This window comes from Luteimonas sp. A537, assembly GCF_054052065.1.
The window spans coordinates 86,567-108,465 of sequence record NZ_JBSVRH010000001.1; the positions used below are offsets into that span (position 1 = coordinate 86,567).

Below are 21,899 nucleotides of genomic sequence, written 5' to 3' on the forward strand. Positions count from 1 at the left end.
GCCGCCGGCGCCCGGCTCAGCGTGCCGCCGTCCAGGACACGGTGACGTTGGGCTGCAGCGGCAGCACGCTCTTGCTCGAGAAGCGCTGGGCATCGGGTCCGGTCCAGCTGCATGCCGATGGCGACGACCAGGGGCCGAGGTAACACACCGGCCACAGCAGCGTGGACGCCACCGCCTCGCCGCCGACCTGCTCGCTCGAGAACCGCCACTGGCGCGACGCTTCCGCCGCGGCATCGGCCATCGCCCGCGACACGGTGCCGGTGGCCGCGTGCACGCCTGCATCCTTCACCGAGCCGTCGGCGGCGACTTCCAGGCGCAGCACCACCATGCCCTCGTGGCCGGCGAGCTGGTCGCGCATCGGGTAGTCGGGCGGGGTCATCGCCGCCAGCGCCGGACCGGTGGTGGCAGACACCACTTCGTGGCCACCGCCGGCCGCCTCGTCGACCACCACGCGGAGGAAGGTGCGCGAGGCGCCGGCGGCCGCGCCGGAGTTGAACACCCAGTCGCGGATCTCCGCGGCCAGGGCGGAGGTGGTGGGCCCGGGCGCGCTGCCGTGCGGCTCAAGGCTCGCGATGCGGCCGTCGGCGTCGAGTTCGAGCGCGTAGGTGTAGACCTGCTGGGTCGACTGCGGCGCGGTCTCGGCCGCGGCGGCGGCGAACGGAAGGGCCACGGAGAGGAGAAGGGGGATCGCGATCCGCTGCATGTCGGTGCTCCTGCGCACGAAGCGCCTGTAGGTGATGCAGTGATCACACTACGCGCGGCGCTGCGTTGGGTTACACCTCGATGACAAAGCATCTTTCAATTGATGAGCGGTGCAAATACTCCGACATGCGGTCAGTCAGGTGTGCGGCCCGACTCGCAGCCACTTGGTCGCCACCCACTTTTCGCCCTCGATCACCGGTGCGCCGCCATGCAGGCTGCCGGTCATCGGATGCGGTCGATCGTAGGCGAAGAACACCGCGTTGCCCTTGACTGCCGCGACTTCAAAGCGGGCGTCGGGAAAGGTGGTCGCACCACCGCAGTCGGGCGTATTGAGGTACATGACGATCGACGCCACGCGCTGGCCGCCACGCGACAGCGCCACGTGTGCGCCGGGGCGGTCGGGATCGAAGTAGTCGTAGTGCGGCCTGTACTGCGCGCCCGGGCCGTAGCGCAGCAGCTGCAGGCCTTCGCCGTTCTCCAGCGGCCAATCGACCAGGGCCGCCAGGCGGCGTTCGACGCGCGCGCAGAGCGCATTCTCGCCACGGCTGAAGAACGTGCCTTCGCTGCTCCGCGCCTCGTGCGACTCGTCGGCGCCGGTGTCCGGGTTGAACACCGCCGAGGGTCGCAGGCGTTGTCGCCCCATCTCCACCAGGGCGTCGCACTCCGCATCCGACAGCACGCTGCCGAACACCACCACGCGCGGATGCAGCATGTTCGCCAGCACCCGCACGCGCCGGTCCCCGGCATCGATCACCGACGGTCCATTCATAACGATCGGTGCCGGCACCTTTTCCGGCGGCGGCAGGTCGTTCGCAAGCGCATGGGCGTCGAGGTGTCCGCGCATCGCATCCTCGAGCGCGGCGACGGCATCGTCCTCCGCCCAGCCGCGCGCGACCATCGAGACCACCACGTCCTCTGGCGACGCGCCCGACTGCACCTGCTCAAGCAGCCACTGCAGCAGTGCGTGATCGATCACCGGTGTGTCCATGGTCATGCCCGTGAGGAATCGCCCGAGTGAAGCAGACACCGGACACATGACCGCGCGATGACAGCCGTCTTCCGGATGTCACGCGATTGCCATGCATGCCAACTCGCCGCCGTGCGACTTCTCCCTGAAAGAAAGCTGTAACGGCACGCATCTAGCCTTCATTTCCGATTCATCCGGAACGCAGCGGACGCCGCCCAACGAGGGCGAGCAACGGCCGCGGTTCCATCGCTGCGTTCGCAGTCCATTCCTCCCGGAGACCCAACCGATGTCCATGCGCCATAGTTCCAAGGCCCTCCTCATGACCTTTGGCGCGGTGCTCGCGCTCAGTGCCTGCGGTGGCGGCGCCGACCGCGTCGCGTCGCCCGGCGAAGGCGCATTCCCACCGCCGCCGACCACCCCGCCGCCTCCGCCGCCGACCACTCCCCCGCCGCCTCCGCCGCCGCCGACCAGTGGCCCCGCCGAGAACTGCCCGGAAGGCTTCAGGAACATCGGCACCATCGCCGACTTCCGCGCCTGCGAGCTGCCCGAGCGCATCATCGGCGAACTCACGGTCCCGAAGGCTGCCGGCACCGTCTACGCCATCAATGGCGCCGTCCACGTCGGCGAGGACATGGGTGGCGACCCCGCCGCGCCGAAAGCGGGTGCGCGCGAAGGCATCCTCAACATCGAGCCGGGCGTGACCGTGTATGCCTCCGCCGGCCCGGATGCCCTGGTCGTCAACCGCGGTTCAAAGATCTATGCACTCGGCACCGCCGAGGAGCCGATCATCCTGACCGCGAAGATCGACGTCGAAGGCAATGCCGACGCCGAAACCGATGGCCGCTGGGGCGGCCTGGTGCTCGCCGGCCGCGCGCCGGTCAACACCTGCATCGGCGATTTCGAGCCGGGCAGCGCAGCTTGCGAGACCAGGATCGAGGGCGGTGACCTTGGTATGTACGGCGGCAACGCGGCCACCGACAACTCCGGCACCGTGCAGTACATGCAGATCCGCTACTCCGGCTTCGCGTTCTCCGGTGGCAACGAACTGCAGGGTCTCACCATGGGCGGCGTCGGCAGCGGCACCACGGTCGAGTACGTCCAGGTGCACAACAGCTCCGATGACGGCATCGAGATCTTCGGCGGCTCGGTCAACGCCCGCCGCATCGTGGTCACCGGCGCCAGCGACGACAGCCTCGACATCGACTCTGGCTGGAACGGCGGCGTGCAGTTCGGCGTCGTGGTCCAGCGCGACAGCACCGGCGACAACCTCAATGAGTGGTCGGGTACCAACAGCAGCAATCCCATCCCGCTCACCGCCGGGCAGTACTCGAACCCGCAGGTCGCGAACTTCACCTACGTCGGCCGTGCCGGTGGCAGCAGCGGCAACGGCTCCGGCTTCACCGTCAACCTCGGCAGCCGCGCGGAGATCTACAACACCGTGGTCACCCGCAAGGCCGGCGGCACCGGCAAGGGCCTGACCTGCCTGAGCATCGAGCAGGTGCCGGAGCGTGGCAGCAGCGCGATCCTCGAGTCGGTGTTCTTCGCTTGCCCGGAAAACTTCAACAACGCCGACGCGGAAGCCGCCTTCGCTGCGGGCACGAACACCGTTGCCGGCAACTCGACCCTGACCGGCGTGTTCGTCAACGGTGCCAACGAAAGCGCGGTCCCGGCGGTCGCGAACCTTCCGGGCAAGCACAGCTTCTTCGAGCAGGTCGACTACATCGGCGGCGTGAGGGACGCGAACGACACCTGGTGGCAGGGCTGGACCTGCGGCCTGACGGCCGGTTCGTCCTGCTGACCGGCGCACCTGCCGCAACAGAAAAAAGGGGCGGCCACGATGGCCGCCCCTCCCTACGTCCGGCACCACCGCATCCGCACAGTCCAAGGTCCCACTATGAAGCGCACACCGTCACGCAGCGGCCTGTCCGTCGCGATCACCACACTCATCGCATGCCAGGGCGCGTGGGCCCAGCAGCCTGAAGCGCCCGGCGGCCACGCCGCGGTGCCTTCGCAGGCCACGATCGTGCAGGCCACGATCGCGCAGTCGGGCGCCGTGGCCGCGCAGCCGGCGCCGGACCAGGCGGTCCAGCTCGACGCCGTCGAAGTACGTGGCGAATACATCCCCGAGCCGATGCTGCAGACCGCCGAGGTCGCGTCGTTCGTCCAGCGCGAGGACTTCGAGCGCACCGGCGACGCCGACGCGGCCGCCGCCCTGCAGCGCGTGTCCGGCGTGAGCATCGTCGGCGAGAAGTTCGTCTACGTCCGCGGCCTTGGCGAGCGCTATTCGTCGGCGCTGCTCAACGGCTCGCCGCTGCCCAGCCCGGAGCCCATGCAGCGCGTGGTGCCCCTGGACCTGTTCCCGGCCGAAGTGCTGCAGGGCATGACCGTGCAGAAGACCTATTCGGTCCGCTATCCCGGCGAGTTCGGCGGCGGCGTGATCGACCTGCAGTCGCTCAACATCCCCGACGAGCCTTTCTTCAAGCTCAGCGTGGGCGGTGGCTTCAACGACAACACCACCATGGAGAAGGGCCTGACCTATTACGGCGGCGGCGGCGACGACTTCTGGGGCTACGACGACGGCACCCGCAAGATGCCGCGCGCGCTCCAGGACGCCATCGGCACCGGCAAGCGGGTCGACCGCAACAACTTCAGCAACCAGGAGCTCGCGACGATCGGCCGCAGCCTCGAGAACGCCAGCGTCAACGTGCTGCAGGAAAACGACAGCATCGACCCGGACGTCAATTTCGGCTTCAGCGCCGGCTGGTCCGCCGACATGGGCGACGACGCCCGCATCGGCTTCGTCGCCGTGGCTGGCTTCGAGAACGAGTGGCGCACCATCTTCGGCGACCAGGAGCAGGGCGTATTCCTCGGCCCTGACCTGGAAACGCTTGCCTACGGCAACGACTACGAGTTCCTTTCCACCCGCAACAACGCCCGCGTCAACGCGCTGCTCGGCGCCGGCTACGAGTGGGGGAACAACAGGATCGATCTCACGACCCTGTACGTGCACGACACGCTCAAGGAAGCCCGCAGCCGCGCCGGCATGGACTACATCAGCAACTACGGCTACCGCAGGGACGACACCCGCTGGTTCGAGCGCGGGATGGTCAACAACCAGATCAGCGGCTCGCACGAATTCGGCGAGTACGGCGACCTCAAGGTCGAGTGGCGCGCCGCCCGGGCCCAGGCGACCCGTGACGTGCCCTACGAGAAGATGATCGGCTTCCGCGACGAAGGCGACGGCTACTGGGCCTACTCGGTCGGCAACCAGGAAAACTACACCCGCTTCAGCAAGGTCGAGGACGAGGTCGCCAGCGGCGGCGTCGACGTCACCTGGCGCCTGCCAATCGAGCGTGACGTCACGCTGAGCGGTGGTGCCTCGTACATGGACAACGACCGCAACGCCTGGTCGCGGGAGTTCAGGTACTTCGCGGGAGACGGCCCCGGCAACGGCGCCACCCTGCCCCACTACTTCCCGTACCAGCGCCCCGATTACCTGTTCTCCGACTACAACCTGAGCCAGGGCTGGTTGCGGTTGGAGGAGACCACCGGCCTAGCCGGCCAGGCCGCTTACGACGCCACGCTCAAAGTGCTCGGCACCTACCTGCAGGTCGACGGCGAGATCACCCCCAAGCTGCGCGGCACCCTCGGCGTCCGCTACGAGGACGCCACCCAGGCGGTGCATCCGTACAACATCTACACCGGTGCACGCGCCGAGGCCGTGGCGCCGCTCGAAAACGACTACATCCTGCCCGCGCTCACCCTGACCTGGAACGTCGCGGAGAACCGGCAGGTCCGCTTCGGTGCCTCGCAGACCATCGCCCGGCCGCAGTTCCGCGAGCTCTCGCCACAGCTGTACACCGATCCCGACAAGGATCGCCAGCTCTACGGCAATCCCTATCTGGTCGACAGCGAACTGACCAACCTCGACGTCCGCTACGAGTGGTTCTTCGGCTCGGGCGAATACTTCACCGCCGGCCTGTTCCACAAGCAGATCGACAAGCCGATCGAATCGATCATGTTCACCGGCGGCGGTGACGAGCTGTGGCAGACCTTCGTCAACGCGCCCGAGGCCACGGTGTATGGCGCCGAGCTGGAGTTCAAGAAGTACTTCGACCCCGGCATCGCCGCGGAATGGTGGGACGACAATCGCCTGTATCTGGCCACCAATTACACCTGGACGGACTCCGAGGTGAACGCAGGCGCGAACGACACGGTCGCCCTGGACGGCGGCAGCGGCACCACGCAGCCCGCACGCAGCCTGATCCTTGACGGCAGCCGGATGCAGGGCCAGTCGGAGCACATCGCCAACCTGCAGTTCGGCATCGAGAACACCGCGAAGGACCTGCAGGCCACGCTGATCGCCAACTACGTCAGCGAGCGCATCTCGGCCCGCGGCAACAACCTGCGCCAGGACGTCATGGAAGACCCGGGCCTGACCCTGGACCTCGTCCTGCGCAAGACCATGCGCTTTGGTGAAACGCCGGTGACCCTGGGCTTCGCGGCGCGCAACATCCTCGACACCGAGTACGACGAGTACATCGAGGGCGGCGGCGGCCAGAAGATCCACGTTTTGCGCTACGACCCGGGCGTGTCGTACTCGTTCAGCATCTCGACCGAGTTCTGACGAACCCTCTTCCCCCGTCTGCGGGAGTGTCCGGACGTGAGAGCCCTCTTCCACCGCCCGCGGGGGAAGAGGCGCGACGGGCAAATGGGGGCAACGTGCGGGAGTGTCCCGTCAAGGCACTCCCCGCAAAACGACACGAATGTGTCAGTTGCAACAAGCCTGTCACGAAAGCTTCGCATCCTGTCGCGAGGGCGCAGCATCCTGCGCCACGACGCCCTTGCCCGTGCCCGCACTCCATTCCCTTCCCGACGTTCGCACCGCCCTTGACAGCTTCCGCAGGCCCGATGGCCTGCGGCGGGCGGTCGAGGTCGCCATCGTCGTGCTGCTGGCCTTCCAGGCGGCGCGCCTGGCCTGGCTGCTGCTGCCGCCCGCCCCGCCGGGCGCGCCCGCGATCGACGCTGCGACGGTCATCCGCGAGCAGCCCGGGCGCCTGGCCATCGATGCCTTCTACCCCGACCACAGCGCGGGCATCGCCGCCAGCGCCGACGCCTCCGGCCTGCGCCTGTTCGCGGTCCGCCCCGCCTCCGCCGGCGGCAGCGCCATCATCGCCATGCGCGAAGGCCCGCAGCGCTCGTACAGCACCGGCGAAGCCGTGGCACCTGGCGTGGCTTTGGCCGAGGTGCAAGCCGACCACGTGGTACTCGACAGCGGCGGGCGTCGCAGCGAACTCCGCTTCACGAAGCCCGACGCACGCCCCACGCCAGCCCGTCCGACAGCGGCGCATGCAGCCCCGCCACTCGCGCATACAGCACCAACATCCGCACCGGCCGCGGACACGGCCGACCCGGCGATCGACCCGGCGCAGTTGCTCGCCCAGATGGGCCTTCGCCCGGACGAAACCGATGGCCGGATCACCGGCTACACCGTGATCCCGCGCGGCGACGGCGCCGTGCTGCGCCAGGCGGGACTGCAGGCAGGCGACGTCCTGCTGTCGGTGAACAACGAGGCACTGGACGCCGAACGCTACGCCGAGCTCGCCAACAGCCTCTCCGGCGCGTCCTCGATCTCCCTCACCTACCGGCGCGACGGCCAGATCCGCAGCGCGACCCTGCAGGCCAAGACACCGTGAAGCAGCGACTCCTCGCCATCGCACTCGCCCTCGCGCTGGTCGCGCACCCGGCGCCCTTCGCCTTCGCCCAGGACACCGCGGGCGTGAGCGCGCAGGACGCCGATATCCGCGCCTTCATCCAGGACGTCGCACGCGCCACCGGCACCACCTTCATCATCGATCCCGCAGTGCAGGGCAGCGTCAACATCACCCGCGACGTGGCCATGGACGAGGCCGAGCTGCTGGGCGTGCTGCTCGCGGTGCTGCGCGCCAACGGCCTGGTGGCGGTGAGCGCGGGGCCGGGCGCCTACCGCGTGGTGCCCGACACCGCCGCGGCGCAGCTGCCCGGCGGCGGCAGCGGTGGCTCGGCGTTCACCACCCAGGTGTTGCCGCTTTCAACCGTTGACGCCCGCATCGCCGCCGAAACGCTCAAGCCGTTGATCGGCCGCGGCGGCGTGGTGGTGCCGACGCCGCAGGGCAATGCGCTGCTGATCGCCGACTACGCCGACAACATCCGCCGCATCCGCGGCCTGGTGGCGCAGATCGACAGCGACACCGCCGGCATCGACACCGTGACCCTGCGCAACAGCTCGGCGCGCGAAGTGGCGGCGACGGTCAACCAGCTGTTCGGCGGCGGCGAAGGCCGAGGCGGCCAACTCTCGATCCAGCCGGTGGAAGGCAGCAACTCGATCGTGGTCCGCGGCGCGCCGACCGCGGTGCAGCGCGTGGTGCAGACCATCCTCGAACTCGACCGCCGCGCCGAGCGCACCGGCGGCGTGCGCGTGGTGCGCCTGCAGCATGCCAGCGCCGAGCAGCTGCTGCCGGTGCTGCAGCAGCTGGTCGGGCAGACGCCCGACGGCGAGGAGTCGGCAACGGGCAGCGCGGCGAGCGCCACGGGGGTCGCCACCGATGCGAACGCCGCACAGCTGATCACCGCCGTGCCCGGCAAACGCCCGACCATCGTCCGCTACCCCGGCTCCAACTCGCTGATCATCAACGCCGATCCGGAGACCCAGCGCCTGCTGGTCGACGTGATCACCCAGCTCGACACCCGCCGAGAGCAGGTGCTGGTGGAGGCGATCGTGGTCGAAATTTCCGATAACGCCGCAAAGCGCCTCGGCGCACAGTTGCTGATCGCGGGCAAGGAAGGCAGCAACATCCCCTTCCTCGCCACCCAGCACCCAGGTGCCAATCCCGGGATCATGCCGCTGGCCGCCGGCTGGTACGCGGAGCAGCGCCGCGGCGATGACGACGATGACGACAACGGCGTGCTCGACCTCGCCCGCCAGGCCGCGGTGCAGTCGCTCCTGGGCATCAACGGCGCGCTCGGCGGCATCGCCGGCAGCAACGACAACGCCACCTTCGGCCTGATCATCGACGCGGTGAACAGCGACACGGCGTCGAACCTGCTGTCGACGCCGTCGATCCTCACTCTCGACAACGAAGAGGCGCGGATCCTTGTCGGCCAGGAAGTGCCGATCACCACCGGCGAGGTGCTGGGCGACTCCAACAGCAACCCGTTCCGGACCACCGCGCGCCAGGACGTGGGCATCCAGCTCGAGGTCACGCCGCAGATCAACGCCGGCGGCGGCATCACGCTCACCCTGCGCCAGGAGGTGTCCTCGATCGCCGGGCCGGTGAGCGATGACTTCGCCGAACTGGTGCTCAACAAGCGCGAGGTCGAGACGCGGGTGCTGGTGGACGACGGCGAGATCGTCGCGCTTGGCGGCCTGCTCGACCAGAGCGACCGCAACACCGTGTCCAAGGTGCCGCTGCTGGGCGACATTCCGATCGTCGGCCACCTGTTCCGCCACCGGTCGCGCTCGCGCGACAAGACCAACCTGATGGTCTTCATCCGCCCGACCATCGTGCGCAGCACGGCGGACGCGCAGGCGATGAGTGCCGGGCGCTGGGACTACATGCGCAGCCAGCTGCCGGTGATGGGCGAGCGCGATAACGCGCTGGACGAGCTGGTGCGCGAATACCTGCGTACTGCACCGCCGATGATGCCGGCGCCTGCCGCGACGCCCGGTGCCACGGCGACGCCCCTGCCGGCATCCGGCGACGACGACGCCACCGGCGACCACGCGCGATGAGCGAAGCGCTACCTGCCTTCGCCTACGGCTTCGCCAAGCATCACGGCGTGGTGCTGCTCGGCATGGGCGAATCAGGCGCGCATGCACGGGTCGGCCTGCGCGAGGACGCCGATCCCGCCGCGCTGCTGGAAGCGCGGCGCAGCCTCGGGGTCGAGCTTGAGGTCGAAGTCCTGCCGCGCAGCGCCTTCGACCGCCGGCTGTCGGAGCTCTACGCCGACGCCGCGCTGGCCGGCGGCGGCGGCGAGTTCGAGCTTCCCGGCAACCTCGACGCCCTGGCCGGCGACATCCCCGCCACCGCCGACCTGCTCGACGCGCAGGACGATGCCCCGGTGATCCGCCTGATCAACGGCCTGATCGCCGAGGCCGCGCGCATCGGCGCCTCCGACGTCCACATCGAATCCTTCGAATCCGCGCTGGTGGTGCGCATGCGCGTGGACGGCGTGATGCGTGAAGCGCTGCGCCTGCCGGCGCGCATCGCGCCGCTGCTGGTGTCGCGCGTCAAGGTCATGGCGCGCCTGGACATCGCCGAAAAGCGCTTGCCGCAGGACGGCCGCATCGGCCTGGCCATGGGCAGCAAGGCGCTGGACGTGCGCGTCTCCACTTTGCCGGCGCGCGGCGGCGAACGCGTGGTGATGCGCATCCTCGACAAAGACCAGGACACGCTCACGCTCGACGGCCTGGGCCTGGAACCACCGGTTCGCGCAGCGCTGGAACGCGCCCTGCGCGTGCCCAACGGCATCCTCCTGGTCACCGGTCCCACCGGCGCTGGCAAGACCACCACCCTGTACGCGGCGCTGGCCGCGCTCAACGACGGCCGCCGCAACATCCTCACCGTCGAGGACCCGGTGGAATACGCCATCGACGGCGTCGGCCAGACCCAGGTCAACGCGCGGGTCGGCATGACGTTTGCCGCCGGCCTGCGCGCGATCCTGCGCCAGGATCCGGACGTGGTGATGGTCGGCGAAGTTCGCGACCCGGAGACCGCGCAGATCGCGGTGCAGGCCAGCCTGACCGGCCACCTGGTGCTGTCGACGGTGCACACCAACGACGCGCCCGGCGCGGTCACGCGCCTGCGCGACATGGGCATCGAATCCTTCCTGCTGGCGTCGAGCCTGCGCCTGGTACTGGCGCAGCGCCTGCTGCGGCGGCTGTGCGCGGCCTGCCGCCAGCCGATGGTCGACGACCCGGCCGCGATCCGCCTGCTCGGTCCTTCGGCGGCCGGCGCCACGCTCTACCGCGCCACCGGCTGCGCGCAGTGCAGCCACACCGGCTATGCCGGGCGCCTGGGCATCCACGAAGCGCTCGAGATCGACGAGCCCATGCGCCAGCTGATCGGCTCCGGTGCCGACGAGGACGCGCTGGCGGCACAGGCCTTCGTCACCGCCGGCCGCCTTGGCGACGCCGCGCGCAACGCCGTGCTGCGCGGCGACACCACGCTCGAGGAAGCCATGCGCGTCACCCGCCAGGAGCTGCAGGACCATGGCGGCGTTTGAGTACTCCGCGCTCGACGTGCAGGGCCGCAACCGCGAGGGCGTGCTCGACGCCGGCAACGCGTCCGAAGCGCGGCGCCTGCTTGAAGGCCGGCGCCTGCTGCCGGTGCGGGTCGAGCCCGCCACCGAGCGCGCGGAGAAGACGGCGCGCCTTGGCGGCCGCTTCAGCGCCAAGGACCTGACCCTCCTCACCCGCCAGCTCGCCACCCTGGTGGCGGTGGCACCGCTGGAAGAAGCGCTGCGCACGATCGGCAGCCAGTCCGAACGCGCGCCGGCGCGGCGCGTGGTGATGGCCACCCACGCGCGCGTGGTCGAAGGTTTCCGCCTGTCCGATGCGATGGCGCGCGAAGGCCGCGCCTTTCCGCCGCTGTATCGCGCCATGGTCGCCGCCGGCGAAGGCACCGGTGCCCTGCCCGCCATCCTGGAACGCCTGGCCGACCTGCACGAACGCGACCAGCAGGTGCGCAGCAAGCTGGTCTCGGCCCTGGTCTATCCGGCGGCGCTGGCGGTAACCGCGGTGCTGGTGGTGATCGCATTGATGGTCTTCGTGGTGCCCAAGGTGGTCGAGCAGTTCGAGTCGATGGGCCGCGAGCTGCCTCTGCTCACGCGCATCGTGATCGGCATCTCCGACCTGCTTTCGACGTGGTGGCTGCCGATGCTGGTGTTGCTGGCGGCCACCGGGTTCGCCGCGGTGCGGCTGCTGCGCAGGCCCGTTGTCCGCCGCCGCTTCGACGCCGCCCTGCTGCGCCTGCCCCTGCTCGGCCGCATCCTGCGCGACGTCCACGCCGCGCGCATGGCGCGGACGCTGGCCACCATGTCCGAAAGCGGCCTGCCGCTGATCGAAGGCCTGGCGATCACCGCGCGCACGGTCGGCAACACCGTGCTGCGCGAAGCCACGGAATCGATGGTCGAGGTCATCCGCGAAGGCGGCAGCCTGTCGCACGCGATGAAGCGCGCCGCGGTGTTCCCGCCGACCCTGCTGTACATGGCCACCAGCGGCGAGGATAGCGGGCGGCTCGCAGCGATGCTCGACCGCGCCGCCGACTACCTGGAACGCGAGTTCAACACCTTCACCACGGCGGCGATGAGCCTGCTCGAACCCCTGATCATCATCGTGCTCGGCGCGGCGGTGGCGGTGATCGTGCTCGCCATCCTGCTGCCGATCCTGCAATTCAACGCCCTCGTGGCGGGCTGACGGAGGACCACATGCAAAGCCGCGACACACGCACTCCCATCCATTCCGGCACCGGCGGCCGGCATCGCGCCGCCGGCTTCACCCTGGTCGAACTGATGGTGGCCATCGTCATCATCGGCTTGCTGTCGACGGTGGTGATGATCAACGTCATGCCCAGCCAGGACCGCGCCATGACCGAAAAGGCGCGCGCCGACATCTCGGTGCTGGAGCAGGCGCTGGAGACCTATCGCCTGGACAACCTCGCCTACCCGAACACGGGGCAAGGGCTCGACGCCCTGCTTGACGCGCCGTCCGGCCTCGCGCGGCCCGAGCGCTACCGCAAGGGCGGCTATATCCGCCGCCTGCCCGACGATCCCTGGGGCCAGGCCTACCAGTACCGCCAGCCCGGCCGCAGTGGCGGTTTCGATGTCTTCTCTTTCGGTGCCGACGGTGCCGAGGGCGGCGAAGGCGACAACGCCGACATCGGCAACTGGCGCTGAGGCGAAGGCATGCGGCGCGCGCGCGGGTTCACCCTGGTCGAGCTGATGGTGGTGCTGCTGGTCATCGGCCTGGCCGGCGCGGCCGTGGCGCTGACGCTGCCCTCCAGCGACGACGCCCTGGCGAAGGAGGCGGAAACCTTCGCCGCGCGCCTGGCCCACGCCCGCGACGAGGCGATCCTCGGCATGCGCACGGTGGAGGTCCGCGTGACGGCGGGTGGCTACGGATTCTCGCGCCGGCGCTTCGATGGCTGGCAGCCGCTCGACGGCCGCGCCTTCGCCAGCGTGGACTGGGCGCCGGGCACTCAGCCGCGGCTTCCGCGGCGCGAGGCCGGGGTCTCGTTCCGCTTCGACCCCACTGGCGCGACGACGCCGCAAAGCCTGGTGCTGCTACGCGAAGGGCGGCGCGCGCGCGTGGCGGTGGGCGGTGGCGGCGAGGTGGAGATCGATGGCGTCGCCCGCTGACCCACGCGCCGCCGGCTTCTCGCTGATCGAGATGCTGGTGGCGCTCGCCGTGTTCGCGCTGGCCGTGCTCGGCCTGCTCAACCTCGCCGGCGAAAGCACGCGGACCGCGGTCGCGATCGAGGAGAAGGTGCTGGCCGCGGTGGTCGCGGACAACGTTGCCGTCGACGCCGCGACGCTCGACCTGCGCGCGCTTGCCGGCGACGCCGCGGGCAGCGAGGAGGCCGGCGGCGTCGCCTGGCGCTGGAGCCGCAGCACCACGCCGACCGCCGATCCGGCGCTGCTGCGCGTCGACATCAGGGTGTCGCCACCCGGCGGGGAGCGCGTGGCCGCCGAGGTGTCGCTGTTCCGGAGCGTGCCGCAGTGAGCCGCGCCGCCCCGCGAGGTGGCGCGCGTCCCGTTCGTGCGCCCGGTGCTGCCCCCGCCATGCGCGGGCAGCGCGGCTTCACCTTGCTCGAAGTGATGGTTTCGCTGGCGCTGTTCGGCCTGATCGCGGCCGCCGGCGTCGCCGCCATGGCCTACGCCGTCGACAGCCAGGGCGTGCTGCGTGCGCGCATGGACCGGCTGGGCGAGTTCCAGCGCGCGCGTGCGCTGCTGCGCGCGGACCTCTCGCAGGCCGCGCTGCGGATGGTACGGCGCGCCGATGGCAGCAACGCACGCGACGCCTTCACCGGTGGTCGCCCGGGTGAACCGGGGCCGCTGTTCGCCTTCGTCCGTCGCGGCCTGGAGAATCCGGATGGCAGCCCGCGCGCATCGCTGGAATACGTCGAATACCGCATCGTCGACGGCCGCCTGGAGCGCAGCGCGCGCACGGCCGTGGACGGCGCCGTTCCGCCATCGGCGCGGGTGCTGATCGACGGCATTTCGGCTGCACGCGTGGCCTACCTTTCCGGCGAACGCTGGAACGACGGCTGGCACGGCGGCACCACGGACCTGCCGGCGGCGATCGAACTGGAGCTCGAGCTCGACGGCATCGGCGGCGTGCGCCAGCGATTCCTGCTTCCGGGGATCGCGCAGTGAACCGTTCCTGCCGGCACGGGCCAGGCCGCGGGCACACTGCGTCCATCGTGTGCGAACGGGGCGCCGCGCTGCTGACCGTGCTGCTGCTGGTGGCGGTGATGGCCGTGCTGCTGGTGGCGGTGCTGGACGACATCCGCTTCGGCCTGCGCCGCACCGGCAACGCGCAGGCGCTGGTCCAGGCCCAGTGGTACGCGCTCGGCAGCGAGGCGCTGGCGCGCTCGCGCATCGCGCAGCTTGATGCCGGCGACCGCCGCACCACCCTGGTTGGAAACTGGAACGGCCGGCCCTTCGTGTTCCCGATCGATGGCGGCGCGATGCGCGTGCGCATCGACGACGGCACCGCCTGCTTCAACCTCAACAGCGTGGTCGAAGGCGTGGCCGGGCAATGGTCGCGGCGCGAGGCGGGCGTGCGCCAGTACCTCGCGCTGCTGCGGGCACTGGAGTTCGATCCGGTGCAGGCAGCCACCCTGTCCGACGCCCTGGTGGACTGGATCGACAGCGATCAGCTGCCGGGGCCGGCGGGAGCGGAGGACGCGGCCTATGCCACGCGTGGCCCCGGCCATCGCACCGCCGGCGCCCTGCTCGCCGAAGCCAGCGAGCTGCGCGCGATCGCCGGCCACGACGCCGCGGCCTACGCGCGCCTGCGCCCCCATGTCTGCGCGCTGCCCGACAGCACGCTGGCGCCGGTGAACGTCAACACCCTGGAAGACGATGACGCCGTGGTGCTGGCGATGCTCAGCGACAACGCCCTCGACATCGGCGCCGCGCGACGCGTGATCGCCGCGCGCCCGGCCGGCGGCTGGTTGGACGTGACCGCGTTCGCGACCCAGCCGCCGGTGCTGGCGGCGCGGCTGTCCAACCCCGTGCTGGAGCAGCTTCGCGTGCGCACCCGCTATTTCAAGCTCCGCACGGAAGTGGAATACAACGGCGCCGAAGTGGTGCTGAGCGCGCTGCTCGACAGCGACTCCGATGACCCCGCGCGCCTGGTGGCGCGCCGATGGACACACGACGAATGAGCAATCGCATCCTGTTCCTGCCCGCCGATCCCGCGGCGTCGGCCACCTGCCTGGGCCTGGCCGACGATGGCCGCGTGCTGTCGCGGACCGACATGCCGCCAGGGACCGTGGCGCCGGCGATGGCCACCGCGACGCGCACCGTGCTGGTGGTGCCTGGCGACGCCGTGCGCATCGACCGCATCGCACTGAAGGCGCACACCGCGGCCCAGGCGCGCGCGGCGGCGCAGGCCCTGCTCGCCGAGCGGCTGGCGCGCCCCGCCGCGCTGCACGTCGCTCTCGACGCCGGCGCCGCGGATGGAACCCGCACCATCGCGTCCGTGGAGCCCGCGGCCCTGCGCGAGTGGCTGGCGCGCGCGGCGGGCTTCGGCCTGCGCGCCGACGCCGCGGTCCCGGAGCAGCTGCTGCTGCCGCCGCCCTCCGGCGACGCGGACCCCGTGCAGGTGCTGGACGCGGGCGAGCGCTGGCTGGTGCGCGGCCCCGGCCTCGCCTTCTGCACCACGCCGGCGCTGGCGGCGCAGGTGCTGGTCGGACGGGAGCAACTGCGGCTCCCGGGGGACCTGGCGGCCTGCGCCGCGCGCGCGCTGAATCCGGAAGTCGACCTGCTGCAGGGCGCGTTCGCGCCCGCTTCCGCGCACGACGGGCATGCGACGTGGCGGCGCCTGGCCTGGCTTGCCGCCGCCCTGGTCGCGTCGCCCCTGGTCCTCGTGGCGGCGCAGGCGCTGCGCCTGGAGCTGGCCGCGCACGCGCTGGAATCGCGCGCCGGGGCCCTGGTGCGCGACGCCCTGCCCGGCCGCGCCGCTGGCGCCGGCACCGGCACCGGCACCGGCGCAGACGCGCTCGCGCGCCAGCTCCAGGCCGTGCGCGAGCCGCATGCGTTCACGGCCGCGAGCGGCGCGCTGTTCGCCGCCGTCGCCGGCCGCGCCGGGACCCACCTGGTCGAACTCGAATACCTGCGCGGCGACCGCCTGCGCGCGGTCGTGTTCCACGCCGCGCCCGACGACATCGAGGCCATCCGCGGCGCACTTGCCGCCGACGGGTGGACGCTGGTGGAGGGCGGCAGCGGCGACGTCCCCGGCGGCCTGCATACCGGCCTGGCCCTGGAGCCTTCGGCATGACCATCGACACCCGGATCCGGAGCTGGTGGCGGGGCCGCGAACCCCGCGAGCGGGTGATGCTGGCGGTGATGGCCGCGCTGCTGGCGGCCTTCGCCTGGTGGTACGGCCTGCTGTGGCCACTTCAGGCGCTGCGCGAAGGCGCCGAAGACCGCCACGCGCGCGCCATCGCCGGCGTGCAGCAGGTCGAAGCCGAGGTCGCGATGCTGGCCGGTTCCCGCGGCTCATCGCCACCTGCCGGCGGCGAAGCCCTGCAGCGGCGGATCCTCGACAGCGTGCGCGAAGCCGGCCTCGCCCCGAGCCGCCAGCGCAGCGCCGCCGACGGCGCCTTCGTGCTCGATTTCGAGCGCGTGGCCTCGCCCGCGCTGCATGGGTGGCTCGGCCAACTGGCCGGGCGCGATGGCATCGCCCCCTCGTCGCTGCGCGTCGAGCGTGCCGACGGCGGCCTGCGCGCCGAAGTCGGCTTCGGCGGGGCGGCGCCATGAGCGGCCGTCGCCTGGCGGCGTGGTTCGCCGGGGCCTTCGCGGTCGCCCTGCTGCTCGCAGTGCCGCTGCAGCTGGTGCTGCCACGCCTGCCGCTGCCGCCCGGGCTGTCGGCGGTGGACGCCGGCGGCAGCCTGTGGCGCGGCGAACTGCGCCAGCTGCGTTGGCACGGCGCGGCGTTCGGCGACGTCGGCACGCGACTGTCGCCGCTGCCGCTGCTGGCCGGCCGCCAGCGCCTGCGGCTGCACACGCCGGAGGCCCTGCTGGTGCTCGAAGGCGGGCGCCTGCGCGGCATCGACGGCGGCAACGGCGTGCTGCCCCTGCCGGCGCCGCCGGGACTCGGCCTGCGCGCCTCGCTCGAGGACGTGCGGCTGCTGTTCGACGGCGAAGCCTGTCGCGAGGCCGGCGGCCGCGTGCGGATCGAAGCCACGCTGCCCGGGACCGGTCCTGCAGGGCACGCGTTTCCGCCGATGCTGCTCAGCGGCAGCCCGGCCTGCGAAGGCCGCACCGGCTCGCTCGCCCTGCTTCCGGAGGATGCAGGCGGCCGCCTGCACCTGGAAGCCACCTTCGCCATCGAGGCCGACGGACGCTACACCCTGCAGACGCTGGCCCGCAGCGACGAGCCCGCGCTGCGCCTGGCGCTGCTGGCCGCCGGCTTCCAGGAGGCTCCGGGCGGCCTCAGCCGCGTGGACACGGGCCAGCTGGGCGGCTGAGCCGCGGCCGCGGCCGCGGCCGCGGGTGCGGGTGCGGGTTGGCGGGTGTTCTGGCGGCCAGGCCGCGGCGGCGGCATACGCTGCGTTCCAAGGCCGCTCACGGTGCGCGCGTTAAACTCCATCGCCCCCCCCTGATGACCGGATCGTGACGTCCCGATGAAATTCCTGTTGCTGCCGATCGCCCTGGCCGCCGCCTGCTGCCTTCCCGCCCACGCCGAGATCCCGCTGGGCACCGTCGCCGGCTCCGACGTCGCATTCGAAGGCATGTTCCAGGTCGACGGCTACTGGTTCGACAATGACCTGATGGACCTGGACGGCCGCGACGACGGCCGCGACCGCGCCACCGGCGTGCGCCGCTTCGAACTGGTGCTCAAGGGCAGCGGCCCCGGCAACCTGTCCTGGGTGCTGGGCTACGACGTCGAAGGCGAAAGCTACCTCGACAACAACCTGTCCTGGCGCTTCGGCGGCGACGACGGCCCCAGCCATACCCTGCTGCTCGGCCAGTCCAAGCAACTCAACGGACTGGAAGAACTGTCCTCGGCCAAGAACAACGACTTCATCGCCAAGGCCGCCGCCACCGGCACCTTCGCCACCGGCCGCCGCCTGGGCGCGACCTGGAGCTACGACGCCGGCAGCCACGGCGCCACGCTGGGCTGGTTCGGACGCAACCTCGACCACGATGCCCACGGTGCGGGCTACGGCCTGCGCACCTGGTGGGCACCGGTCCGCGACGAAGGCCAGGTGCTGCATCTCGGCCTCAGCCACGTCGACCGCGATACCGACAGCGACCAGCTGCGCCTGCGCGCGCGCCCTAACGCCGACTTCGCCGAACGCCTGGTCGACAGCGGTCCGATGGCCGACGTCGACCGCCTGGCCACCACCGGACTCGAGGCGCTGTGGATCCGCGGCCCGCTGAAGCTGCAGGGCGAGTACTTCCTCGCCCGCGGCGATCGCATCGATGCATCCGCCTACGACACCAGCGGCGGCTACGCCAGCGCGATGTGGACACCGGGCGGTACCACCTGGGACTACCGCGGCGGCCTGCCGCGCACCCAGGTGGGCGACAGCGGGCTCTGGCAGCTGGGACTTCGCTACGACCAGCTCGACCTGGACGACGGCGCCGTGCGCGGCGGCCGCATGGAGGCCTGGACCGTGGGCGTCAACTGGTACTGGCGCAGCAACGCCAAGCTGGCCCTGAACTACGTCGACGTCGCCAGCCGCCGCACGGACGCCGCCAGCGGCGCCGTGGTCAGCGACGACCCGTCGATCGTCGAAGCGCGGGTGCAGCTGCACTGGTAGCGCGACTCGCGCGCGGGCCCGCGGCACGCATCGAACCGGGTCACACCGCGGTCATATTCCTGCAACAGGCGCGACACCGCCAGGCGCCAGGCTTCGGTCAAACCGGAGCCCCGCATGCACTACACCATCGTCACCGAGACCTATCCGCCCGAAGTCAACGGCGTAGCGCTCACCGTGCAGGAGCTGGAGCGCGGACTCCGCGCCCGCGGCCACGAGGTCGAGGTCGTGCGCCCGCGGCAGCATCGGGGTGAAACCGGGGCCGCCGGCCACGTGCTGGCCCGCGGCGTCCGGGTGCCGTTCTACGCCGGCCTGCGCTTTGGCCTGCCCTCGGTCGCGAAGCTTCGCCGCCGCTGGCGCCGGCAGCGCCCCGACGCGGTGTACATCGCCACCGAGGGCCCGCTGGGCTGGTCGGCGATGCGCGCCGCCAAGGCGCTCGGCATCCCCGTGGCCTCGGGCTTCCACACCCGCTTCGACCACTACATGCGCGACTACGGCGTGGCGTTCATGCAGCCGCTCGCGCTGGCCTGGATGCGGCGCTTCCACAACGGCTCCGCCGCCACCCTGGTACCGACCAGGGAGCTGTGCGCCGAGCTTGGACGCCTGGACTTCGAACACGTGGTGCACCTGCCGCGCGCGGTCGACACCCGGCGCTTCGACCCGGCGCACCGCGACGTCGCGCTGCGCGCCCGCTGGGGCCTGGGCCCCGACGACCTCGCCGTGGCCTACATCGGCCGAGTGGCCGCGGAAAAGAACCTCGACCTCGCGGTCCGCGCCTTCCGCAGGCTGCAGGAACTGCGGCCGGACGCGCGCTTCGTCTGGGTGGGCGAAGGCCCCGAGCTCGCGCGGATCCGCGAGGCCAACCCGGACTTCATCTACTGCGGCCTGCAGCGCGGCGACGACCTTGCCCGCCACTTCGCCAGCGCCGACCTGTTCCTGTTCCCGAGCCTCTCCGAGACCTTCGGCAACGTCACCATCGAGGCCATGGCCAGCGGCGTGGCGACCGTCGCCTTCCGCTACGGCGCCGCCGCCGAACACCTGCGCCACGGGCTGCACGGCGCGGCGATCGAGCTGCACGACGAAGCCGCCTTCATCGATGCCGCCTGCCGGCTTTCGCTCGAGGACCGTTCGCGTCGCGACATGGGCCAGGGCGCGCGCATGGCGGTGCAGCCGCTGCGGCCGGCCCAGGTCGCCGCCGATTTCGACGCCATCCTGCGGGGAATCGCCCGCGACCGGAGCCACGCCGATGTCCACCCTGCCCTCGCATGACCGCCGGCTTTGGGCCGACAGTTTCCTCTGCCTGCGCACCAACGGCTGGTGCGCGCGCAGCGGCGTGCTTCGCGTCTTCGCAGCGGTCAGCCGCGCCGGCGACGGGGTGGCCTGGTACCTGCTGATGGCGGCGATGGTGCTGGTGGATGGCCTGGACGGCCTGCGCGCCTCGGCGCACATGGCCGCCACCGGCGCCGTCGCGCTGCTGCTGTACAAGGGGCTCAAACGCTGGACGCGGCGCCCGCGGCCCTATGCCGCCGACGTCCGCATCCGCGCCTGGATCGCGCCGCTGGACGAGTTCAGCTTCCCGTCGGGCCACACCCTGCACGCGGTCGCCTTCACCATCGTCGCCCTGGCCTACTACCCGCCGCTGGCCTGGCTGCTGCTGCCGTTCACCGCGATGGTCGCCCTGTCGCGCGTGGTGCTGGGCCTGCACTGGCCCAGCGACGTGCTTGCCGCCACCGTGATCGGCTCGCTGCTCGGCGGCGGCGCGCTGTGGCTGGGTTCGCACGTTCCGGGCCTGTCCTGAGCGCACGCGTTCAGCGGCCCGAGGACGGCAGCGCCGCGCCCACGCGGTACCAGTCGATCCGGCGTGTGAGGACCATGATCGCCGCCAGCACCACGAACAGCAGGCCGGCACCCAGCACCAGCGCATTGTCCTCGGAGACCAGCAGGCCATAGAGGGCCGCATAGAGCAGGGCCAGCATCGCCGCGAAGCCCGCGCCGCGCATCGCACCACCGAGCACCGCCGCAAGGTAGAAGCCGATCAGCCCGATGCACGCGGCCGCCGCCGACAGGTAGGCGAACCCGAACGGGATGTGCTCGCCCAGGCTGACCAGCAGCAGGAAGAAGATCGCGATCGCCAGGCCCACCAGTCCGTACTGGATCGGGTGGATCGGCTGCTGGCGGATCAGCTCGAACATGAAGAAGGCGACGAAGGTCAGCAGCACGAACAGCACGCCGTATTTGGTCGCCCGCTCGGCCTGCAGGTAGGCGTTCACCGGGTCGACCAGGGTGATGCCGGCGGCGTCGGGATCCGGGCTCCAGTGCAGCGACGGACCGGCGTCGCCCAATGACGCATGCCGGCGATAGCGGCGCTGGGCGTCGGTGGCGAGCGACGCCACCTTCCACTGCGCGCGGAAGCCGGCGCCGTCGCGGTCGTGCACCGGCGACAGCCCTTCGAAGCGCGGATGCGGCCAGCTCGAGCGCAGGCGCAGGTCGTTGTCGCGCGCCAGCGGCATCATCGCGAATGACTCGGTGCCACGCAGTTCAATGTCCAGCCGGGTCTCGAAGGCGAGCCGTGCGCCCGCCGCCGGGGCCGGCAGGCGCGCATGCACGCCGGGACCGTCCTCGTGGCCGATGCCCTGCGCCAGCGGCAGCGCACGACCACCGAACTGCATCCGCGGCAATTCGCGCAGGCCGCGCACGTCGGCGATGCCGAAGGCCAGCCAGGGTTCGCCGATGCTTCGCTCGGCGCCCTCGGGCCCGTCATCGGGAACGCTTGCGTCGAAGCGCGCCTGCACCGCGCCCTGCCACTGGTAGACGCGGACCTCGTGCAGGCCGCGCCTGCGGGTCTCGGGCACCAGTTCACCGTCCACCACCAGGGTCTCGGGGAAGAACGTCCAGTGCCGCGTGCGCCGCCGCAGCGTGGTGCGCATGACGCCGGCGGCGTCGGCCACCTGCTCGCGCACGTTCTCGGTATAGGGCACCACCAGCACCGGCCCCGACACCACCTGGCGGCCGCCGAAGCTGGCCGCGATGCTCGCCACCGCTTCCGCGCGTCGTGACTGCCGTTCCTCCACCACGCCGCCCACCATCGCCAGCGGCACCAGGATGGCGAGCGTCATCGCCGCAACCATCAGGATCTTCAACCACAGTCTCATGTCCAGTCCTCCCGGGAAGTGCGGGCAGCCTGGCGGGACAGCGTG

At 71.3% G+C, this 21,899-nt stretch carries 20 protein-coding genes; 17 read left to right on the forward strand and 3 right to left on the reverse strand.

All coding sequences use genetic code 11. The features are described from left to right. Positions 1-16: 16 nt before the first annotated feature. Both ACW7GZ_RS00395 and ACW7GZ_RS00400 read right to left on the reverse strand, forming a co-directional pair. Positions 17-703, reverse strand: a complete 687-nt coding sequence (locus ACW7GZ_RS00395) for a TonB family protein (protein ID WP_457001899.1) — start codon at positions 701-703, stop codon at positions 17-19. 135 nt (positions 704-838) lie between these two features. Then, positions 839-1,690, reverse strand: a complete 852-nt coding sequence (locus tag ACW7GZ_RS00400) for a 2OG-Fe(II) oxygenase (RefSeq protein ID WP_457002853.1) — start codon at positions 1,688-1,690, stop codon at positions 839-841. Between the two features lie 265 nt (positions 1,691-1,955). Between ACW7GZ_RS00400 and ACW7GZ_RS00405 the strand changes: the two genes are divergently transcribed. The 17 genes from ACW7GZ_RS00405 (at position 1,956) to ACW7GZ_RS00485 (ending at position 20,500) form a co-directional block, all read left to right on the forward strand. Next, a complete protein-coding gene (locus tag ACW7GZ_RS00405) occupies positions 1,956-3,467 on the forward strand; it encodes a hypothetical protein (RefSeq protein WP_457001897.1) in 1,512 nt (503 codons plus the stop codon). 96 nt (positions 3,468-3,563) lie between these two features. After that, positions 3,564-6,296, forward strand: coding sequence for a TonB-dependent receptor domain-containing protein (locus ACW7GZ_RS00410; RefSeq protein ID WP_457007242.1), 2,733 nt, complete (start codon positions 3,564-3,566; stop codon positions 6,294-6,296). A gap of 223 nt (positions 6,297-6,519) precedes the next feature. Then, a complete protein-coding gene (locus ACW7GZ_RS00415) occupies positions 6,520-7,365 on the forward strand; it encodes a type II secretion system protein N (RefSeq protein WP_457007244.1) in 846 nt (281 codons plus the stop codon). Further along, the gene (gene gspD / locus ACW7GZ_RS00420) at positions 7,362-9,440 is read left to right on the forward strand and encodes a type II secretion system secretin GspD (RefSeq protein ID WP_457007246.1); all 2,079 of its coding nucleotides are present in this window, start codon (positions 7,362-7,364) and stop codon (positions 9,438-9,440) included. Before ACW7GZ_RS00415 ends, gspD begins: the two co-directional genes overlap by 4 nt. Then, positions 9,401-10,933: a type II secretion system ATPase GspE gene (gene gspE, locus ACW7GZ_RS00425; protein WP_457007946.1), complete on the forward strand. Its 1,533-nt coding sequence runs from the start codon at positions 9,401-9,403 to the stop codon at positions 10,931-10,933. The genes gspD and gspE overlap by 40 nt, the downstream gene beginning before the upstream one ends. Further along, positions 10,920-12,125 (forward strand): type II secretion system inner membrane protein GspF, encoded by a 1,206-nt coding sequence (gene gspF, locus ACW7GZ_RS00430; RefSeq protein ID WP_457007248.1) that lies wholly within the window; start codon positions 10,920-10,922, stop codon positions 12,123-12,125. The genes gspE and gspF overlap by 14 nt, the downstream gene beginning before the upstream one ends. 11 nt (positions 12,126-12,136) lie before the next feature. Beyond that, positions 12,137-12,604, forward strand: a complete 468-nt coding sequence (gspG, locus tag ACW7GZ_RS00435; protein WP_457001887.1) for a type II secretion system major pseudopilin GspG — start codon at positions 12,137-12,139, stop codon at positions 12,602-12,604. Between the two features lie 9 nt (positions 12,605-12,613). Beyond that, positions 12,614-13,066, forward strand: coding sequence for a GspH/FimT family pseudopilin (locus tag ACW7GZ_RS00440; RefSeq protein WP_457001886.1), 453 nt, complete (start codon positions 12,614-12,616; stop codon positions 13,064-13,066). Further along, positions 13,050-13,430 (forward strand): type II secretion system minor pseudopilin GspI, encoded by a 381-nt coding sequence (gspI, locus tag ACW7GZ_RS00445; protein WP_457001884.1) that lies wholly within the window; start codon positions 13,050-13,052, stop codon positions 13,428-13,430. Before ACW7GZ_RS00440 ends, gspI begins: the two co-directional genes overlap by 17 nt. Before the next feature lie 59 nt (positions 13,431-13,489). Then, positions 13,490-14,083 (forward strand): type II secretion system minor pseudopilin GspJ, encoded by a 594-nt coding sequence (gene gspJ, locus ACW7GZ_RS00450; protein WP_457001882.1) that lies wholly within the window; start codon positions 13,490-13,492, stop codon positions 14,081-14,083. Continuing rightward, on the forward strand, positions 14,080-15,099 hold the full coding sequence (gene gspK / locus ACW7GZ_RS00455) for a type II secretion system minor pseudopilin GspK (protein WP_457007250.1): 1,020 nt from the start codon (positions 14,080-14,082) through the stop codon (positions 15,097-15,099). Before gspJ ends, gspK begins: the two co-directional genes overlap by 4 nt. Then, positions 15,096-16,214, forward strand: a complete 1,119-nt coding sequence (gene gspL, locus ACW7GZ_RS00460) for a type II secretion system protein GspL (RefSeq protein ID WP_457007252.1) — start codon at positions 15,096-15,098, stop codon at positions 16,212-16,214. The genes gspK and gspL overlap by 4 nt, the downstream gene beginning before the upstream one ends. Further along, positions 16,211-16,696 (forward strand): type II secretion system protein GspM, encoded by a 486-nt coding sequence (gene gspM, locus ACW7GZ_RS00465; RefSeq protein WP_457001876.1) that lies wholly within the window; start codon positions 16,211-16,213, stop codon positions 16,694-16,696. The genes gspL and gspM overlap by 4 nt, the downstream gene beginning before the upstream one ends. Then, positions 16,693-17,406, forward strand: a complete 714-nt coding sequence (gspN, locus tag ACW7GZ_RS00470; RefSeq protein WP_457007254.1) for a type II secretion system protein N — start codon at positions 16,693-16,695, stop codon at positions 17,404-17,406. Before gspM ends, gspN begins: the two co-directional genes overlap by 4 nt. A 156-nt stretch (positions 17,407-17,562) precedes the next feature. Next, complete coding sequence (locus ACW7GZ_RS00475) at positions 17,563-18,705, forward strand: OprO/OprP family phosphate-selective porin (RefSeq protein ID WP_457007256.1); 1,143 nt, start codon at positions 17,563-17,565, stop codon at positions 18,703-18,705. A 114-nt stretch (positions 18,706-18,819) separates the two neighbouring features. Further along, positions 18,820-19,971 carry a glycosyltransferase family 4 protein gene (locus ACW7GZ_RS00480; RefSeq protein WP_457007258.1) on the forward strand — a complete coding sequence of 384 codons (1,152 nt, stop codon included), beginning with the start codon at positions 18,820-18,822 and terminating at the stop codon, positions 19,969-19,971. After that, positions 19,949-20,500: a phosphatase PAP2 family protein gene (locus tag ACW7GZ_RS00485; RefSeq protein ID WP_457001869.1), complete on the forward strand. Its 552-nt coding sequence runs from the start codon at positions 19,949-19,951 to the stop codon at positions 20,498-20,500. Before ACW7GZ_RS00480 ends, ACW7GZ_RS00485 begins: the two co-directional genes overlap by 23 nt. A gap of 10 nt (positions 20,501-20,510) precedes the next feature. Here the strand turns inward: ACW7GZ_RS00485 and creD are convergent, their stop codons facing one another. Continuing rightward, a complete protein-coding gene (creD, locus tag ACW7GZ_RS00490) occupies positions 20,511-21,854 on the reverse strand; it encodes a cell envelope integrity protein CreD (protein ID WP_457001868.1) in 1,344 nt (447 codons plus the stop codon). Positions 21,855-21,899 lie beyond the last annotated feature (45 nt).

Coding starts and splice junctions, on each gene's coding strand:
- ACW7GZ_RS00405 (WP_457001897.1), top strand. CDS start 1,956: ATGTCCATGCGCCATAGTTCCAAGGCCCTCCTCATGACCTTTGGCGCG.
- ACW7GZ_RS00410 (WP_457007242.1), top strand. CDS start 3,564: ATGAAGCGCACACCGTCACGCAGCGGCCTGTCCGTCGCGATCACCACA.
- gspF (WP_457007248.1), top strand. CDS start 10,920: ATGGCGGCGTTTGAGTACTCCGCGCTCGACGTGCAGGGCCGCAACCGC.
- gspJ (WP_457001882.1), top strand. CDS start 13,490: ATGCGCGGGCAGCGCGGCTTCACCTTGCTCGAAGTGATGGTTTCGCTG.
- gspM (WP_457001876.1), top strand. CDS start 16,211: ATGACCATCGACACCCGGATCCGGAGCTGGTGGCGGGGCCGCGAACCC.
- ACW7GZ_RS00475 (WP_457007256.1), top strand. CDS start 17,563: ATGAAATTCCTGTTGCTGCCGATCGCCCTGGCCGCCGCCTGCTGCCTT.
- gspG (WP_457001887.1), top strand. CDS start 12,137: ATGCAAAGCCGCGACACACGCACTCCCATCCATTCCGGCACCGGCGGC.
- ACW7GZ_RS00440 (WP_457001886.1), top strand. CDS start 12,614: ATGCGGCGCGCGCGCGGGTTCACCCTGGTCGAGCTGATGGTGGTGCTG.
- gspL (WP_457007252.1), top strand. CDS start 15,096: ATGAGCAATCGCATCCTGTTCCTGCCCGCCGATCCCGCGGCGTCGGCC.
- gspN (WP_457007254.1), top strand. CDS start 16,693: ATGAGCGGCCGTCGCCTGGCGGCGTGGTTCGCCGGGGCCTTCGCGGTC.
- gspI (WP_457001884.1), top strand. CDS start 13,050: ATGGCGTCGCCCGCTGACCCACGCGCCGCCGGCTTCTCGCTGATCGAG.
- ACW7GZ_RS00400 (WP_457002853.1), bottom strand. CDS start 1,690: ATGGACACACCGGTGATCGATCACGCACTGCTGCAGTGGCTGCTTGAG.
- ACW7GZ_RS00485 (WP_457001869.1), top strand. CDS start 19,949: ATGTCCACCCTGCCCTCGCATGACCGCCGGCTTTGGGCCGACAGTTTC.
- creD (WP_457001868.1), bottom strand. CDS start 21,854: ATGAGACTGTGGTTGAAGATCCTGATGGTTGCGGCGATGACGCTCGCC.
- ACW7GZ_RS00395 (WP_457001899.1), bottom strand. CDS start 703: ATGCAGCGGATCGCGATCCCCCTTCTCCTCTCCGTGGCCCTTCCGTTC.
- ACW7GZ_RS00480 (WP_457007258.1), top strand. CDS start 18,820: ATGCACTACACCATCGTCACCGAGACCTATCCGCCCGAAGTCAACGGC.